The 15,787-nt window shown below is 43.0% G+C and carries 19 protein-coding genes; 15 read left to right on the top strand and 4 right to left on the bottom strand.

Going from position 1 to position 15,787, the window contains the following annotated elements; genetic code table 11:
• The first annotated feature begins 61 nt into the window (after nucleotides 1-61).
• A complete protein-coding gene (locus B5G00_RS05120; protein WP_087269511.1) occupies nucleotides 62-790 on the top strand; it encodes a sensor histidine kinase in 729 nt (242 codons plus the stop codon).
• On the opposite strand, the gene B5G00_RS05115 is transcribed toward B5G00_RS05120, so the two are convergent.
• Nucleotides 783-1,406, bottom strand: a complete 624-nt coding sequence (locus B5G00_RS05115; protein ID WP_087269507.1) for a rhomboid family intramembrane serine protease — start codon at nucleotides 1,404-1,406, stop codon at nucleotides 783-785. The two genes, B5G00_RS05120 and B5G00_RS05115, sit on opposite strands and share 8 nt — an antisense overlap.
• A 283-nt stretch (nucleotides 1,407-1,689) precedes the next feature.
• Between B5G00_RS05115 and B5G00_RS05110 the strand changes: the two genes are divergently transcribed.
• From B5G00_RS05110 to B5G00_RS05055, 12 genes are all read left to right on the top strand, one after another.
• The gene (locus tag B5G00_RS05110) at nucleotides 1,690-2,199 is read left to right on the top strand and encodes an A24 family peptidase (protein ID WP_275532363.1); all 510 of its coding nucleotides are present in this window, start codon (nucleotides 1,690-1,692) and stop codon (nucleotides 2,197-2,199) included.
• A complete protein-coding gene (locus B5G00_RS05105; RefSeq protein WP_087269504.1) occupies nucleotides 2,196-3,197 on the top strand; it encodes a hypothetical protein in 1,002 nt (333 codons plus the stop codon). The genes B5G00_RS05110 and B5G00_RS05105 overlap by 4 nt, the downstream gene beginning before the upstream one ends.
• Nucleotides 3,190-4,389 (top strand): CpaF family protein, encoded by a 1,200-nt coding sequence (locus B5G00_RS05100; RefSeq protein ID WP_087269501.1) that lies wholly within the window; start codon nucleotides 3,190-3,192, stop codon nucleotides 4,387-4,389. The genes B5G00_RS05105 and B5G00_RS05100 overlap by 8 nt, the downstream gene beginning before the upstream one ends.
• On the top strand, nucleotides 4,376-5,116 hold the full coding sequence (locus tag B5G00_RS05095; RefSeq protein ID WP_087269498.1) for a type II secretion system F family protein: 741 nt from the start codon (nucleotides 4,376-4,378) through the stop codon (nucleotides 5,114-5,116). The genes B5G00_RS05100 and B5G00_RS05095 overlap by 14 nt, the downstream gene beginning before the upstream one ends.
• The gene (locus B5G00_RS05090) at nucleotides 5,106-6,329 is read left to right on the top strand and encodes a type II secretion system F family protein (protein WP_242971285.1); all 1,224 of its coding nucleotides are present in this window, start codon (nucleotides 5,106-5,108) and stop codon (nucleotides 6,327-6,329) included. Before B5G00_RS05095 ends, B5G00_RS05090 begins: the two co-directional genes overlap by 11 nt.
• Nucleotides 6,330-6,357: 28 nt before the next feature.
• Nucleotides 6,358-6,525, top strand: coding sequence for a Flp1 family type IVb pilin (locus B5G00_RS05085; protein WP_087269495.1), 168 nt, complete (start codon nucleotides 6,358-6,360; stop codon nucleotides 6,523-6,525).
• Between the two features lie 33 nt (nucleotides 6,526-6,558).
• Nucleotides 6,559-7,929, top strand: coding sequence for a DUF5702 domain-containing protein (locus B5G00_RS05080; protein ID WP_087269489.1), 1,371 nt, complete (start codon nucleotides 6,559-6,561; stop codon nucleotides 7,927-7,929).
• A 13-nt stretch (nucleotides 7,930-7,942) separates the two neighbouring features.
• Entirely contained in the window at nucleotides 7,943-8,773 is an 831-nt protein-coding gene (locus B5G00_RS05075; RefSeq protein WP_087269487.1) for a hypothetical protein, read from the top strand.
• 13 nt (nucleotides 8,774-8,786) lie between these two features.
• Nucleotides 8,787-9,236: a prepilin peptidase gene (locus B5G00_RS05070; protein WP_087269484.1), complete on the top strand. Its 450-nt coding sequence runs from the start codon at nucleotides 8,787-8,789 to the stop codon at nucleotides 9,234-9,236.
• Nucleotides 9,221-9,646, top strand: coding sequence for a hypothetical protein (locus B5G00_RS05065; protein WP_242971284.1), 426 nt, complete (start codon nucleotides 9,221-9,223; stop codon nucleotides 9,644-9,646). Before B5G00_RS05070 ends, B5G00_RS05065 begins: the two co-directional genes overlap by 16 nt.
• A 17-nt stretch (nucleotides 9,647-9,663) precedes the next feature.
• Complete coding sequence (locus B5G00_RS05060; RefSeq protein ID WP_162613484.1) at nucleotides 9,664-11,043, top strand: DUF6382 domain-containing protein; 1,380 nt, start codon at nucleotides 9,664-9,666, stop codon at nucleotides 11,041-11,043.
• A gap of 80 nt (nucleotides 11,044-11,123) precedes the next feature.
• Nucleotides 11,124-11,738, top strand: a complete 615-nt coding sequence (locus tag B5G00_RS05055; protein ID WP_087269478.1) for an SGNH/GDSL hydrolase family protein — start codon at nucleotides 11,124-11,126, stop codon at nucleotides 11,736-11,738.
• 13 nt (nucleotides 11,739-11,751) lie between these two features.
• Here the strand turns inward: B5G00_RS05055 and ybaK are convergent, their stop codons facing one another.
• The gene (gene ybaK / locus B5G00_RS05050; protein ID WP_087269475.1) at nucleotides 11,752-12,240 is read right to left on the bottom strand and encodes a Cys-tRNA(Pro) deacylase; all 489 of its coding nucleotides are present in this window, start codon (nucleotides 12,238-12,240) and stop codon (nucleotides 11,752-11,754) included.
• A gap of 77 nt (nucleotides 12,241-12,317) precedes the next feature.
• On the opposite strand from ybaK, the gene B5G00_RS05045 reads away from it, so the two are divergent.
• Nucleotides 12,318-12,518, top strand: coding sequence for a GTPase (locus tag B5G00_RS05045; RefSeq protein WP_087269472.1), 201 nt, complete (start codon nucleotides 12,318-12,320; stop codon nucleotides 12,516-12,518).
• A 136-nt stretch (nucleotides 12,519-12,654) separates the two neighbouring features.
• Here B5G00_RS05045 and B5G00_RS05040 read toward each other — a convergent pair whose 3' ends face one another.
• A complete protein-coding gene (locus B5G00_RS05040) occupies nucleotides 12,655-14,241 on the bottom strand; it encodes a CapA family protein (RefSeq protein WP_087269469.1) in 1,587 nt (528 codons plus the stop codon).
• A 183-nt stretch (nucleotides 14,242-14,424) separates the two neighbouring features.
• Between B5G00_RS05040 and B5G00_RS05035 the strand changes: the two genes are divergently transcribed.
• Nucleotides 14,425-15,432, top strand: a complete 1,008-nt coding sequence (locus B5G00_RS05035) for an acyltransferase family protein (RefSeq protein WP_087269466.1) — start codon at nucleotides 14,425-14,427, stop codon at nucleotides 15,430-15,432.
• A gap of 60 nt (nucleotides 15,433-15,492) precedes the next feature.
• Here B5G00_RS05035 and B5G00_RS18865 read toward each other — a convergent pair whose 3' ends face one another.
• Nucleotides 15,493-15,669 (bottom strand): hypothetical protein, encoded by a 177-nt coding sequence (locus B5G00_RS18865; RefSeq protein ID WP_158229615.1) that lies wholly within the window; start codon nucleotides 15,667-15,669, stop codon nucleotides 15,493-15,495.
• Nucleotides 15,670-15,787 lie beyond the last annotated feature (118 nt).

Below are 15,787 nucleotides of genomic sequence, written 5' to 3'. Positions count from 1 at the left end.
ATTTGCCATTTAAAAATTTCAGTGCTAAACTATCTACGAAAAACAAATTGGGAGGAATATTATGGAATCGCAAACAGGATCTTCTGTCTTTCAGCTTTCAGGAAACAGCAATCCTGACTATAAAACCCTTTATCAGGAATTACAGGTAAAACAGCAGTTTCTGCTGTCTCAGATTTCTCATGAAATCCGCAACCCGGTAACTCTCATCAACAGCTTTCTTCAGTTATTTGAAAGCCACCATCCAGAAATCAAAGAAGATGACTATTGGGAAAAGATCATGGAAAACATGAGTTTTCTCAGAGCTCTGCTGGAAGAGTTCTCTTCTTTCAATAACTCTGCCAAACTCCACCTTCAAGAAATAAATCTGGACAGCATTTTCCGGGAAACTGTAGAATCTCTGACTCCGCTCTGCCAGACTCTGGAAATCTCTCTTCTCTATGAAAAAGAAACTGCAGTCCCTCTGATTTCAGCAGACCCTACAAAAATACGTCAAGTACTGCTGAATCTCCTCACAAATGCCAGAGAAGCCATTGGACGCCAGGGTCTGATCCGCTGTTCTCTCAGCTGTGACGGAGAAAATATCTATTTGTGTGTAAAAGACACAGGAAGCGGTATCCCTGTCAGCCATCAAAAAGATATTTTTGAACCTTTTGTCACCTATAAGCAGGGTGGTACCGGCCTTGGACTGGCCATTTGTAAAAGAATCATTTCCGCCCACGGCGGTCAGATTTTCTTTCGTTCTTCCGCTGGAGAGGATACTTCCTTTACAGTTGTTCTGCCAATCACCTGACTGGGATCGAGGACTTTCTCCTGTGATAAAAGAGCAGGGCAAAAAGGAAGCCCAGGACCAGTCCTCCCAGGTGAGCCATATTGTTTACTCCGGTACTGGTCAGGCCATGGTAAAGAGAAAGGAAAGCCAGAATAAGAAGCTGACGTGAGGTAAAGTTCTCTATATGACCTTTATTTCTCACTACCACATAAAGCAGCCCGCCTATAGCTGCAAAAACTCCTCCGGACGCCCCAGCAGACACCACATATTCATTCACATATACTTCATGGAAAACAGAGAGCAGATTTGCTCCGGCTCCGCCCAGAAAGTAGATAAGTGCATATCTGACTTTCCCTAGATTTCTCTCCAGACAATCTCCGATGAATAAAAGCACCAGCATATTATTTCCCAGATGCTGGAGACTGAAATGGAGAAACATGGCAGTGATCAGCCGGTAGTATTCATGATCCTGGGCAATATCCAGAGTTCCTGCTGCTCCCCACCGGAGCATATGTCTTACGTCTTCGCAGGACCCGGTAATTTCTACAAGAATAAATATTAGAATATTTAACAAAATAATCGTATGATTAACAGGCGCCTTTTTCCAAAAGGCCACAGCTGACTTGAATTCGTTCAATTTTCTATATCTTTCTAAATTTTCTGATTTAGTTGTATTATAAAACTTTTTGCATACTTATGCAATATAGAGTCAATACTGTTCTGTAAATTTATGCAGAACTTCTAAAAACTCTTTTTGTGCATTATTTTCCTTTACAGAGTTCTTTTGTAAGGGTATAATCTGACTTACATCAACAGATGTTCTCTTCTCCACACAGGAGAATCTCAAGTATCTTTTTATTCTGCGGGCCTGTCGGTCCATGACTCCAGTTTGACTGATATAAAAGAAAAGAGGTGATAAAGTGCCCGTCCGGGATATATTGCTTATAACCATTGCCGGCGGAGGGGTATTTATGGACGTATTACAGGAAAAGGTGGATAACCGGCTGATCTGCCTGGGATTTGGCACAGGTCTTTTCTTCTGGATTTTCCACTCTGGCCCAGGGGGAATCTTGGACTTTCTTTCCGGTTTCCTTTTTCCTCTGATCTGTCTCCTTCCTCTGCATTATTTTGGCATGCTCGGCGGCGGAGATATAAAGCTTCTGTCTGTTCTGGGCGGCATCCTGGGTTATCCTGCAGTTGTGAAGCTTCTGTTTTTTACATTTCTTACCGGAGGTATCCTTTCTCTGGCATTTCTTATCCTCTGTGGGAATCTGAAAGAACGCATTTCTTATTTTATTTCTTACTTCTCCGGATACAGGACAAAAAGAGTTAGAGAAAATTACAGAAAGAAAGGGCCGAGGCCTGAAAATTACCATTTCACTGTTCCTATTTTTACGGGAATCATCTTATTTGTAGGAGGCTGCTATTGAAAAAAGATATGATTGCTGTCTGTGATTCTGAAGCGGGATACGCTGGAAATTTTGCAGACTATTTAAACGCCAGAAAAAAATTCCCCTTTCGGGCAGAGGCTTTTACTGATTCTGAAAAGCTGTGTCAATATGCTGAAAAAAACTGTCCCAGATTTTTATTGATCGCAAAGGAAAATTTAACTGATCAGGTGCAAAAACTTCAGATTCCTCATATGATCATACTCTCCTCAGAAAAAGAATCTGAAGCTGGAGAAGACAGATATGTATATAAATATCAGTCTGCCGAAAGCCTTGTCCGTGAAGTAATGACATACTGTCAGGAATCCCCTCCCACCGAACTTGAGCTGGGATATAAAAAGAAGCTTGGGATGGCAGGAATATATTCTCCTCTGGGAAGATGTGGAAAAACACTCTTTGCCCTTACCGTGGGCCAAATTCTGGGAGAGCAGAAAAATACCCTGTATATCAACATGGAAGATTTTTCTGGCTGGCAGAAATCTATTCATGAAGCAGACTGTGAAAATCTCAGCGATTTCTTCTACTGCCTTCGTACAGGCAGAGAAAAACCTGCTCTGGATACTCTTATTCAAAGCTGGGGAAACCTGGACTACTTCTCACCAGTCTCCTCTTTTGAGGATCTCAGAGGTATAAGTTTCCAGGAGTGGACAGCACTTTTTGAATTCCTGGAAAAGGAAAGCAGTTACCAACAGCTGGTACTGGATATAGGAAACGGTGCAGATCAGCTATTCTCAATGCTGGAGCTCTGCGACAAAATTTATATGCCGGTTTTAGAGGATTGGATATCACAGTATAAAATACAGCAATTCAAGAATATGGCAGAAGTATTATCGGACAGTTTATTGGAAAAAATCACGGAACTCCATCTTTCTTTTGCTCCCTGCGCAGAAAAAAATCCGGATTTTCCCAAAAGTCTCCTCCATGGAAAATGGGGTGCAGAAGTGCGAAGAATACTGGAGGTGAAAGGGCCCCTTGGATAAATCTGAAAAGCTTTTTTCCAAAATCCGGTCAGATTTGGCCCGAAAGCTGGAAAATACATGGGAAACCTCAGATCAGGAAGTCCTGAATATTATTGATGAGCTGTTGCTGGAGGAGCGGAAAAAATTCTATCTTTCTCTCAAGCGTATGGAAGAACTGAGAAAAGAACTGTTCCGTTCTCTGAGAAAAATGGACGTGCTGGAAGAGCTGCTGGAAGATGATACGATCACTGAAATCATGGTGAACCGCTGGGATCAGATTTTTATCGAGCGGGAAGGCCATCTGATTCTCTGGCCCAAAACTTTTACCTCCCCCGAAAAACTGGAAGATGTTATTAGTCAGATTGCTTCCAGATGCAACCGGGTGATCAATACTCTTCAGCCCGTAGTAGATGCCAGGCTTCCAGGAGGCGAACGTGTCAACGCAGTTATATCTCCGGTTGCCCTTGACGGACCTGTTCTGACCATCCGCAAATTCCCAAAGGAGCCTATAACCATGGAAAAACTCTTAAATTTAGGCAGTATTACACCAGAGGCTGCGTGTTTTCTGGAGAAAGCAGTCACAGCTGGATACACCATACTGATAGGGGGAGGCACCGGTTCCGGAAAAACTACCTTTCTGAATGCACTGTCTCAATATATCCCTAATGATGAAAGAGTCATAACTATTGAAGACAACGCAGAGCTGCAGATACAGGGAATCCCTAATCTGGTCAGACTGGAATGCAGACAGGCAAATATTGAAAAGTCTCAGGAAATAACCATTGCAGATCTTCTGAAAACATGTCTCCGCATGCGCCCCAGCAGGCTCATAGTGGGAGAAGTCCGTTCCGGAGAAGCCGCCCAGCTTCTCCAAGCTGTAAATATAGGCAATGACGGAAGTCTCTCCACACTCCATGCCAATACCTGTTGGGACATGGTCAGCAGACTGGAAACTATGGCGTTAATGGGAATCCAGCTTCCTATTCCCGTAATCCGCAGGCAGATCGTCTCTGGATTCGACCTTTTTGTCCATCTGGGAAGACTGAAGGATAAAAGCCGTAAGGTACTGGAGATTGCCGAGGTAAAAGGCATGGCAGGCGAAGAAGTAGAGCTGAACCCCCTCTTTATAAGGAATGAAGAGCTGATTAGAACAGGTAGTCTTCTTCACCGGGAAAAATTTGAAAAGGCGGGCATTATTTATGAAGAAATCTGATTACTCTAAATTTTCATGGCAGAAATGGCTGCGCTTTGCAGGCGAGTCTCTGCTTCTCTGCCTGGGGGTCAACTATCTGTTTTATAAGAATCTCCTGGCATTTCTCTTCCTCTGGCCTCTTTGTCTGTGGTATATCAGGGGGCGGAAAAAGCAGGAGCAAAAGAAGCAGAAAAAGCATCTTCAGATTCAGTTCCGAGATGCTCTGGCTGCTCTCCAGGTAAGTATTTCCGCCGGTTATTCTATCGAAAATTCCATAAAAGAAGCTCGAAAGGATCTGGAAAAGATTTACGGAAAGAAAGGGGAAATGACTTTGGAATTTTACTATATGGAAGTCCAGTTGGAACATGGGGCATCTATCGATAAGCTTTTGACAGATTTAGGCATCCGAACCGGCATTGAAGATATCCAGAACTTCTCTCAAATCCTTCTTCAATCCAGAAAAATGGGCGGAAATATGCGAAAAGTCCTCCAGAACTGTATCTCTTCCCTGGAAGAGCAGATGGATGTAAAAAAAGAAATCCAGTCCATGCTTGCTTCTAGAATATTAGAGCAAAAAGTCATGAGCCTAATCCCTATTGGAATTATCCTTTATATGCAGTTTACCTCCCCTTCTCTTTTGTCTGTTCTTTATGGAAATCCGGCAGGTATCTGTATCATGACCCTCTGTCTTGGAATTTATCTCCTAGCTTATCGGTGGGGAGAAAGGCTGGTGGATATTGAAGTTTAAATTTCCGAAAAAAAGAAAAAAAGAACTCATCCTGTCTTTTTTGACTATTTTTTCCGGCGGTCTTATAGGCCTTGGAATGTTCCTGCAGGAAAACAGGGAAACTGATACCCATTCACTTCCCCGGAAGGGCTGGGGAGAAGGCGCTTATGAGGAAACTTTAAAAATACATACGCCTCAAGGTACCGAAGAAATACAGGTAACCGTCGAAGAGCAGAAGTATACCCAGATTCAAGTGGAAACCTTTCTGAAAGAGGCCTATTCTTTTCTGTCCCAATGGTTTCAAGAAAATACCGGTTCTGAAGGCAGCATAGGGGAAGACCTGCTATTTCCCTCAGAAATCCCAGAAAATCCTGTACAGCTTTTCTGGAGCACCAATTCTCCAGATCTGCTTTCCTGGAACGGACATCTGGGAGAACATATTTCTCCCAAAGGCAGCCCGGTAACTATTCGATGTACCCTTTCTCTGGGTGAAACTGAAAACGTCTGGGAACAGTCTGTCCTGGTTTTTCCTCCTGCCCTTTCCCCTGCTGAAGAATTAGAAAAGGCGGTCCAGCAGGAGGCTGAAAATATCAGCAGCAGCTCTGAGAAGGAGCTTCTTCTTCCATCGGTTGTGCAGGGACAGGAGGTTTCATATCAGCGCCTGGAAAGCCGGGACAGCTGGCTGATATGGATTTTATCTCTTCTCCTGGGCCTTGGAATTTTTCCTCTGTCCAAAGAGCGTGAAAAGCAAACACAGCTCAAAAAGACACAGCAAATGCAGCGGGACTATCCTGATATTATTCAAAAAATGATTCTTTATCTTAAAGCTGGGCTCAGTATACGAATGTCCGTTGAAAAGCTTGCTGCGGATTATATGAAAAGAAAAGAAGCCTCCCTTACAGAAACCCGCTGGGCATATGAAGAGATTGTAAAAACCTGCCGGGAACTGAAAGGAGGGATATATGAAAAAGATGCATATGAAAGATTAGGCAGGCGCTGCGGCCTTGCAGAGTATAAAGTTCTGTCTGTTCTGTTGGTGCAGAATTTGAAAAAAGGGAATCAGAGTATTCTGGAGCTTTTGGAAAGAGAAGCCGTTTCCGCAGGAGAGGATCGTCTCCGAAGAGCCAGGATACAGGGAGAAGAGGCTTCTACTAAACTGCTTCTCCCTATGATCCTTCAGCTTATAGTGGTTCTCATCATACTGATGGTGCCAGCATTTCTAAATTTCTTTTAAATCATAAATCTGAGGAGGTGTATACACAATGACTCTGTTGAAAAATTTATGGAAAGACGAAGACGCTGTAGGCGTTGTGGAAATCATCTTGATATTGGTGGTTTTAATTGGTCTTGTGATTATTTTCAAGGAACAGCTCACCAGTCTGGTAGAAAATATTCTTTCAAAGATCACAAGTCAGAGCAACAGTATTTAGCCAATTTACAGACAAGGGGTGAAAGACATATCTATGAAAACAAAAGGCAGTATGACCTGTGCCATGAGCCTTCTGCTCCTGGTAATCATTTCTCTTCTGGCCGCATGTATCCAGTCTTCCAGAGTTTCCTGTGCCAGAGCCCAGGCTGCAAACGCCATGGGTGCTGCCATGTATTCTCTTTTCGCTCAGTATGACCGGGATCTTTTAGAAGATTATCATCTGTTTTTCCTTGACTCCGGTTATGGGGATAGCCGCCCTAATCTTGCACAAGTCATCGCACAGACAGAAACTTTTGCCCTGCCTATACTCTCCTCTGGTCTCACAAATTGTGAGCTGGATACATGCGGTATAACTGGTTTCCGCCTTGCCTCTGACGGCAAAGGAGAAGCTGTAAAGGCTCAGATTCTCCGCTATATGAAAGATAATCTGGGGACTAAAGGGATACAGCTTATAAAAGACAGGTTTAATCAAAATGTGGAAGCTATGGAAGAACAGGAGGAAATTCAAGAAGGAGGACTGGAAGAAGCTCCCATTGAGGAAGAAGTTCCCATGGAAGACATTTCTCCTTCCAATAATCCTCTGGAAATAATAGAAAATATCCGCAGCCACGGATTCCTGGGGCTTGTTCTTCCTGACGGAGGAACTGTTTCAGAAAAATCTGTGGAGGCAGAATCTCTTCTGTCCTTCAGAGAGCTGGAACAGGGCATGGGGGCTCTTCCCCTGTCTCAGGGGAAAAGTGCCGTAACCGATAAACTGCTTATACAGGAATATATTTTGGACAGTCTCAGTTTTTACACCCAGGAATCACATCCAGGCCCCCTGGAATACCAGGTGGAATATGTGCTGGGCGGGAAAGATACTGACCGTGAAAATCTCCAATACGTGGTAAATCGGCTGCTGCTCATAAGAGAAGCTTCGAATATTGCCTTTCTCTATACAGATCCCCAGAAGCGGGCAGAACTTCAGGCCTGTGCCTCTGCCCTTTCTCTCCTCCTGCTGATTCCTGAAGGTATGACTCTGGTACAGGGTGTCCTTGCCGCAGGGTGGGCCTATATTGAAAGCATCTGTGATGTAAAAACCCTGCTGTCAGGCGGCAAGGTTCCTCTGACTAAAGACAATGGTTCCTGGAAAACCCACCTGAATCATCTAAGCACAGAAGATGCTTCTTCTGCTTCTGCCGGTCTGGATTACCGAGACTATCTCTTTCTTCTCCTATCCTTCTCTTCTGAAGATAGACTGACTTTCCGATGCATGGATATGATGGAACAAAATATCCGTGCCAAAGAGGGACGGGCAAATTTTTCCTTTGATGCCTGCCTTGATGCTGTGTCCATGAATTTTCTGATTTCCGGGCCCGAAGGACAGCAGTGGCAGGGAGAACGATTCTACACTTACGATATGTAAAAGGAGGGAGAACATGGACATTCTGTCAAAAAGAAAGTATAAAAACAGAAAGGAGGGCAGCTCTCTTCGGTATAAAGGAAGTTTAACAGCAGAAAGTGCTTTTGTTCTGCCTCTCTTTTTCCTTACTATTACCTTGCTGGCATGTATCCTGGATCTATACAGGATTAATATGCTGATACAGACAGCCCTCTGCGAAGGAGCAAAGGAACTGGGGATGTACGCTTACTGTACAGAAGAGGACAGCAGTTCACCTGTAGGCGCTGTGACAGATGCTGTCTGTATGGCTTATGGCACAGAAAAAGTAAGAAATGTGTTAAAAGGAGAAGCTCTTCCTGGAATCCAAGGCGGCGTAAACGGCATCTATCTTCTGGGATCAGGATTTCAAAATGAAACCGTTACTCTGAAAGCCTTCTTTTTCTATTCCGGTCCAGGGGGCTTTTTCAGGTTTTTCCCTGTGAAAATCCATGTAGAAGCTCAGGCTCAGGCCTGGACCGGATATCACGGAAATCCTGGAATGCCTGTTTCTTCAGAAAATCTGGTCTATATCACACAGTGGGAAAGCGTTTATCACACTTCTCCTGCCTGTACCCATCTTGCACTTTCCATAAGCCGCGTGGATAAGAAAGGTATTGAGGAAAGGGCAAATCAATACGGAGAACATTATCATCCCTGCGAAAAATGCATGGAAAGCACTTCCTCTCAGAATTTCGTCTATATCACAAGAACGGGAAACCGCTATCACAGCACAAAAAACTGCAGCGGTCTGACCAGAATCATAACTGCAGTAAAAGAATCAGAGGCACAGGGTCTGAATATCTGCACCAGATGCAGTTCTCAGAACTGAAAAGGAGGATCATATGAATTTAGGCTGGATGATAAATATGACTATGCTTGCTTTCTGCAGCATACAGGACATAAAAGAAAAAGAGGTTTCTCTATGGAAGCTGAAAATTTATGGTTTTCTGTCTCTGGCAGTCTGTTTATGGGATATCTTAACTATTGAAAAGGATACATTTTCTCTCATTGAAAAAAGTCTTCTTGGACTGATGCCTGGATTATTTCTTCTTTTTATAGCAAAAGTTACAAAAGAAGCTATTGGTTATGGAGACGGCCTAATCCTTCTGTTCATAGGAATATCTCTGGGTTTCTGGGAATCTCTGGGGGTATTGTTTACAGGACTGCTGGGGGTATTTTTAACATCCGTTTTAGTTTTTTTCTGCTGTGGGGGAAAGAAAGGCTTTCGGATTCCTTTTATCCCCTTTTTATTTACAGGAATGGCAGGTGGATATTTTTGGCTGGAAAAATAATAAAAAAGAAATATAGTGGCAGTTTTACTGTAGAAATGGCTCTTCTCAGCGGAGTCTGGCTGCTGGTAATTTTTTCTTCTCTTTTCCTCATTATAGGCACTTACAGCCGGGTACGGGATACCGCAGCATTGGCAGAGGCATCCGCATATGGCAGTGCCTCTGCTGTATACAAAACGGGAGACGGTGTTCAAGCAGCGGCCCAACGACTCAGGAACCAAGGAAACTACTTTTCTGTTACTGGAAGTAAACGGGAAATTACAGCGAGCTTTTCTCATACCGTAAAACTTCCTTTCCGGAATCTCAGATGGCAGCAAAATGAGGTTCTAAAAAGCAAGGTCATCCGGCCTGTATTATTTATTGAAAAAGTAGAAAAAGCCAGAAATGTTATAGAAGCGGTAAAAGCCCCCTAAGAAGGAGTGTGATGACTATGGATGTAAGCTACAAAAGAAGCCGCGGGATCAGTTGTCTGGTTCTTCTGGAAGATTCCCAAACAGCAGGCCAAAGTTATCAGAAAACCATCTTTCTTGAAAATTCCATTCCTGGACTGATTCCCTGTAAAGTACAGCGGCTAAACGGAGAAGAACATTTCTCTTATGATATCACCGGCTGCCAATCTCTGGAAAATCTTTTTATGAAAGAGAAGTTTTCCCATAAGGACTTGGAAAAGCTCCTGGAGAATTGGCTCAGAGTTTGTGACGCTCTGGATGAATATCTTCTAGATATGGACTATCTTCTTCTGGCTCCTTCTTATATTTACAGAAATATGCATACAGGTGACTATCAGTTCATCTGGTTTCCATTCCAGGTAGCCAGGGAAAAATATGGATTTGAACTTTTGGCTGAATATCTGCTCCCTAAAATCAATCACAGCGATAAAAGTGCAGTCTCCCTGGGCTACGGAGTCTACAAAGAGGCTGCAGAAGACAACATCTATCCCCGTACAATAAAAGAACTTCTATATGATTCATCTCCATCAAATCCGGAGAAAGAATCTCCTGAGCCTCAAATTCCTTCTGCTGAAACAGAAGCAGACGAAGAAACCCAACGAATCCGCAAAAAACTGTTAGACGATTTCTATAATGAAGAGGAAGAAGAATCTGCTTCCCATAGGATATTTGCCGCTGTGTGCGGCATACTCTTTCTGTGTATACTCATTTTCTTTCTCTGGCATTTCCGTCTTCTGCCTCTTTTCTGGATTATTATTCTTCTCTTAATTCTGTCAGCCAGTATTGGACTTGGGATACTTATCTATTTTTTGCTGCTTAGAAAAAAAGGAACACCCGAACCATTATCAAAAACTCCCCTAAAAATTAAGAGCCTACAAAAATCTTCTGAACATTCTATAGAAAAAGAAATAGAGGAATTCCCGACTTCTGCTTTTCCTCCTTTAAAAGCTGAAAAAGGAAGAAATCTGGAGCAGCCGGAGAAAACCGTCTGGGAGTCTCCCACAGTTCTGCTGGAAAATCAAGTTTCCCTCTATCCCTCTCTCGTCGGAACAGGAAAAAACGCTGGAAAAACCTTTATGCTGGAAAAAAACAGCCTTCTTGTGGGAAAATGGAGTGATTCTGCGGATATCTTTCTGGACGAGGCTACCGTCAGCAGAATACATGCCAAAATCCTAAGAGAAGGGATGAACTGCTATGTGGTTGATTTAAATTCCAAAAATGGGACCCGGATTAACGGCGTTTCTCTGGCCCCTGAAGAAAGAAAACTTCTGAAAAATAACGATATCATTGCCTTTGCAAAAGAAGAATTTCGCTATACAACACCTGGTTTTCCACTTTCTCCAGAGCCTGCTGAAAATTAGCGTTTGCAATACTGGGAATTTTCAGTTAAAATAGGTGAAAGGAGTATGCTATCCTTTCTGAGGATAAAGAGGAGTATGTTATGGGAATCATTGTGTTTTTAGGTGACAGTATTACAGATGCCGAGAGAAAGGCCTCCCCAAATCAGCTGGGGTATGGATATGTAAATATACTTGCAGAGGCAATAAAGGATTCAGATACAGACTGGAATATTGTAAATCGTGGCGTAGACGGTTATATAACCGAACGGGTGGCGCGGACCTTACATCATGACTGTATCTCTCTGCGTCCGGACTATGTAAGTATTTTAGTAGGGATTAATGATATTGGCATGATCGTCCATTCTCAGGCTTCCTGGCAGGATAAGCTATACCTTCTGGAGGACAGTATTCGTTCCTATCATGAAATGCTTTTCGATCTGTCCAGAGAAACTACAGCAAAGGTCATCACCCTGGAACCTTTCGTTTTTTCCAAGGGCGACAAGTACCAGGATTGGATTCCCTGGCAGAAAAAAATGGCAAAAAACATTCATAAACTGGCGAAGAATTACGGTGCCCGCTTTATCCCTACCCAGGAGCCTTTAAATCAGAAAATTGAAGAACTTGGTTACGACGCGGTTACTACAGATGGAATCCATCTCACCCAGCTTGGTCATCAGTTCCTGGCTGAGATTATAAAAGAATCCTTCCAGCTTTAACCCTTTTCCCGCCTCAGACAATGATGTCTTCAAAGATTGCCCTTACTGCTTTGCCGAGAGCTTCCGGGTTCAATTTTAAAGTAGTGCCTATCCGGCCTCCGCTGATATAGATTTCTCCGTATTTCAGGGCAGACTGGTGGATAACCGTCGGATATTGCTTTTTCATCCCCAAGGGACTGCAGCCGCCTCTTACATACCCTGTTACATTGGTGATATCTTTCACATGTATCATTTCGATAGATTTTTCTTTCAGCACTCTGGCCGCTTTTTTCAGATCGATCTCTTCTGCAATAGGGATCACCAGAACATAGTACTCTTTACTTTTTCCCTGTACCACCAGGGTTTTGAAAGACTGCTCTACAGGAGCTCCTGTCTTTTGGGCTGTATGAAGCCCGTCTATAAATTCCTCACACTCATATTGTATGGTTTCGTATGGAATCTTGTTTTTTTCCAAAATTCTCATGGCGTTTGTCTTGATTTCTTTTTCTTTATGTTTTCCCATGTTTCATTTCTCCTGTATATATTTTTTTCTTATGGAAATCCTAAAATAAGCTTATTTCACAAAAGGAGGTCCATTTCATGAAAGAAAAATCTCGCCCTGAGGAAGATAAATACAACGTAGAAGCAACTTCCGCCAGAGACCTGGACGGATGCGGGACTACCGAGGCAACAGGTCTTATCCCTTCTCTCCCTCAATCCAGGGGACAGCTGGATTCTTACAAATCTATTCTGCCATTTTCTCCTGACTGCATTGCCAAAGACTCTTCTAAAAAGTCCTGACTCTGCATGTCCACACGTACAGGGCAATTCTGAGACAGAGGCCCTCCCGGAACGTATCTTTTTGTGTTTCCGGAAAGGCCTCTGTTTTTATACCAGTCTGACGTTAGCTCTTTTTGGGGCTGCTGGTGTCGCTCTCTTATGTATTGTCTTCCTCAGAATTACTGTTAGTACCACTGTCTTCTGTATTATATCCAATGGAAGTACTGCCGCTGTCGCTCTCTTCTGTACTGTCTCCTCCAGAAGTACTGCCGCTGTCGCTCTCTTCTGTATTATATCCTCCGGAAGTACTGCCGCTGTTACTCTCCTCTGTATTATATCTGCCAGAAGTACTGTCCGTGTTATCTGTAGAATTGCTTCCTGAGCTATTGTCTGAACTGCTGTCTGAGCCGCTGCTGTCTTCCCCGTCAGAACTGTCTGTCTGGAAATCCCATTCTGTCTGAAGTTCCCCGGCTTCATCTGCGGCTTCTTCCAAAGCAGAAACCGTAAATTCTGCTTCCGGATCTTCCTCATGAATACCATGTTCCTGGGCAAGCTCTTCTGTATAATCTTCCAGCTTATATACGGTACACTCTGTATAATCCGAATTATAATGCATGACCAGAGGAATCATTGTATAACTTTCAATAGTTATCTCGTCACCGTTTTTCTTCAAGGTAAAGTCTGCCATTCCTCCCAGAAGGTTATCCAGGCTAGCCTGATCGCTGACGAAATTTCCAAGAGAATAGTATACCAGAGTTTCTGACCCGTCAGGTTTCTCTATTTTTTCGTATCCCTTTAAAATATGAGGATGGGAGCAGATAATCACATCCGCACCCTGCTCAGCCAGGAACTGTACTCTCTCTTTAAGTCTTTCTTCCGGCTCCGCTGACTCATCCTGGCCTCCATGGAGATATACAATCGCCACATCTGCCTCTTCCTTTGCAGCCTCCAGGTCCGCCTGAGCATTTTCTTCCGAATAAATATCAACCATATGCGAAGATTCTTCAGGGATAGAGTGATTCTCACTTAACATGGTGCTATAGTTCATAACAGCAATTTTAAAGTTTTTCTCCTGGATAATCTGATATCTGGAGTCATTTTCACTGTTATGTATTCCCAGCAGCGTTATATCCTCATGCTTATCTTCCCAGTAAGAAATCGTATCTTCAATTCCCGTCTCCTCCTGGTCAAAAGCATGCTCCGTCGCCTGAGTAACAATATCAAATCCAGCATCTGCCAAAGCATCTGCCACTTCAGACGGCGTATTAAAGTCCGGATATCCTGCTGCATTTTCGTGATCTGTTGTCAAAGGTGTTTCCTGATTAACAGAAGCCAGATCCGCAGAGGAAATGTCATCCTTGATATTTTCATATAGGAAATCAAAATTCCAGTCATTGTCTCTTCCTGCTTCAATAAAAGCCTCATGGATCAGATTATCTCCCACAGCTGTGATATGAAGAGTATTATTCTCCTCCTCAGCCTGAGCCGCTGCTTCTTCCTGCTTCTGTCTCTCGATTTCCTCCTGTTGTTTTCTTTCCTGGTTCCTTCTATTTATAGTAACAGCCGCTGCCACGATAATAATCAAAAGCAGCAGCACTCCTCCAAGTGCCATCATCCGACGGCGGCGAATAACCTGTCGGCGTCTTCTTGCTCTGGCAATCCTCCTTCGCCTTTCCTCTTCTCTGAGTCTTTCTTCCTCCATCTGCCTCCTTCTTCTCTGGCTGCTTCTGCGGCGTTCGCTCATAATTTCCTCCTTTCCTAATATGTGAAAATTCACCTAAAATCACCTGGGATTTCAGACTTTTTTTCTATTTGCGTTCTCCATAAAAACGGTGTATGATACTTCCGAAATCAGAAGAAAAAATTACTAATTAATTTCATATTTGTTAAATATAATATTCAATATAATAATATGAAAGTGAAGATTATGTCAACAAAATCCCGTAATTACTTTTTAGATAATTATAAAGCTTTTCTTATTCTGCTGGTAGTCATTGGCCATTTCATTGAGCCCTGTTATACAAACACTTTATTTCTTACTGTTTTAAAATGGATTATTTTTTCTTTCCATATGCCAGCCTTTATTTTTATATCCGGCTATTTTTCCAAAAAAGATATGGGATTGGAAAAGCTCATACAAAAATTGGTAATTCCTTACTTTGTTTTTGAATTGCTCTATTATTTTTTATATGTATTTGTCATTCACAAAGAAACTGGCCTGTACTTTAACCGTCCTAAATTTTCCCTCTGGTATCTGATGGCTTTGTTCTTCTGGAGAATTGCCACTCCTTATGTTAAAAAGATTCCCGGAAACCTGTTCATTGCCATTACTGGGGGGCTGCTCATTGGATTTACTCAGCTGGGAAACTTTTTCAGCATTCCCAGGACCTTATTTTTCTATCCTTTTTTTCTGGCAGGATATTATTTTCAGGAAAGCTGGTTTGAATCCATTCGCAGACACTGGAAAGCTTTTACTGTAGGCCTTGCCTCATTGGCCGGACTTCTGGGCGGCTGGGTCCTGATTACAGGTCAGGAACTGACTCCTTTTATTTTCTATGGAAGATATTCCTACGAAGACATGGGGCTGACTAATGGCTGGGGACTTCTCATCCGTCTGGTCTGCTATGGAATTTCTTTTCTGGCGATTTTTGCCCTCTGTGCCTTCATCCCCAGGAAGCAGCATTTTTATTCCATCCTGGGCGTCCGTACAATGCCGATTTATCTGTTTCACGGCCTTGTATACAGCATTTTAAAAGACAGCCGTATTCTGGAAAAAGTGGATTTCCCTGTAGAGACAGGCCTGCTGCTGGGATTCTGTGTTCTGCTTACCTTTGCCCTGGCCACAGAACTCCCCTACAAATTTACGACTTGGATATCTTCCTTTCCCGTCAGACTGCCAAAAAGCTTCTCCAGGTCAAAAAAAACTGCAGTATGATCTTCTGCACAGCGGGGCTCCTCCGTCTCTTTCTGCCAGAATTTCATACTGCAGCCTTTCTTAATCCTGATAGTCTCCCTCACAGTCCTTGCACTTACCATTTACGCTGCACAAAAAATGCAGCATTGTGTCTGGAACCCTTGTACAGGTAGCTTTTGCATACTCTACCTTGTGAGTTCCCCGCTGCTGTGTTCTTGGGCAGTATATCGTATACTCTCTGACATATTTCTCTCCCATATTTCCACCTCATCTTATTCCAAACCGGCTTTATGGTCTATCATAACATCCTTTCCTCTTTTTCGCAATTCTGAACTGTATGTATCATGATTACAATTTTTCCCTTTTTTAATACAAT

The organism is Blautia sp. An46, assembly GCF_002161645.1.
Classification (GTDB): domain Bacteria; phylum Bacillota; class Clostridia; order Lachnospirales; family Lachnospiraceae; genus Blautia; species Blautia ornithocaccae.
The sequence above is the reverse complement of the archived record's forward strand: the minus strand, read 5'-3'. Positions and strand labels throughout refer to the sequence as shown.

Excerpts from the sequence above, each read along its gene's own strand:
- B5G00_RS05055 (WP_087269478.1), top strand. The coding sequence starts at position 11,124 with ATGGGAATCATTGTGTTTTTAGGTGACAGTATTACAGATGCCGAGAGA.
- B5G00_RS05060 (WP_162613484.1), top strand. The coding sequence starts at position 9,664 with ATGGATGTAAGCTACAAAAGAAGCCGCGGGATCAGTTGTCTGGTTCTT.
- B5G00_RS18865 (WP_158229615.1), bottom strand. The coding sequence starts at position 15,669 with ATGGGAGAGAAATATGTCAGAGAGTATACGATATACTGCCCAAGAACA.
- B5G00_RS05040 (WP_087269469.1), bottom strand. The coding sequence starts at position 14,241 with ATGAGCGAACGCCGCAGAAGCAGCCAGAGAAGAAGGAGGCAGATGGAG.
- B5G00_RS05120 (WP_087269511.1), top strand. The coding sequence starts at position 62 with ATGGAATCGCAAACAGGATCTTCTGTCTTTCAGCTTTCAGGAAACAGC.
- B5G00_RS05070 (WP_087269484.1), top strand. The coding sequence starts at position 8,787 with ATGAATTTAGGCTGGATGATAAATATGACTATGCTTGCTTTCTGCAGC.
- B5G00_RS05080 (WP_087269489.1), top strand. The coding sequence starts at position 6,559 with ATGAAAACAAAAGGCAGTATGACCTGTGCCATGAGCCTTCTGCTCCTG.
- B5G00_RS05045 (WP_087269472.1), top strand. The coding sequence starts at position 12,318 with ATGAAAGAAAAATCTCGCCCTGAGGAAGATAAATACAACGTAGAAGCA.
- B5G00_RS05085 (WP_087269495.1), top strand. The coding sequence starts at position 6,358 with ATGACTCTGTTGAAAAATTTATGGAAAGACGAAGACGCTGTAGGCGTT.
- B5G00_RS05075 (WP_087269487.1), top strand. The coding sequence starts at position 7,943 with ATGGACATTCTGTCAAAAAGAAAGTATAAAAACAGAAAGGAGGGCAGC.
- ybaK (WP_087269475.1), bottom strand. The coding sequence starts at position 12,240 with ATGGGAAAACATAAAGAAAAAGAAATCAAGACAAACGCCATGAGAATT.
- B5G00_RS05095 (WP_087269498.1), top strand. The coding sequence starts at position 4,376 with ATGAAGAAATCTGATTACTCTAAATTTTCATGGCAGAAATGGCTGCGC.
- B5G00_RS05035 (WP_087269466.1), top strand. The coding sequence starts at position 14,425 with ATGTCAACAAAATCCCGTAATTACTTTTTAGATAATTATAAAGCTTTT.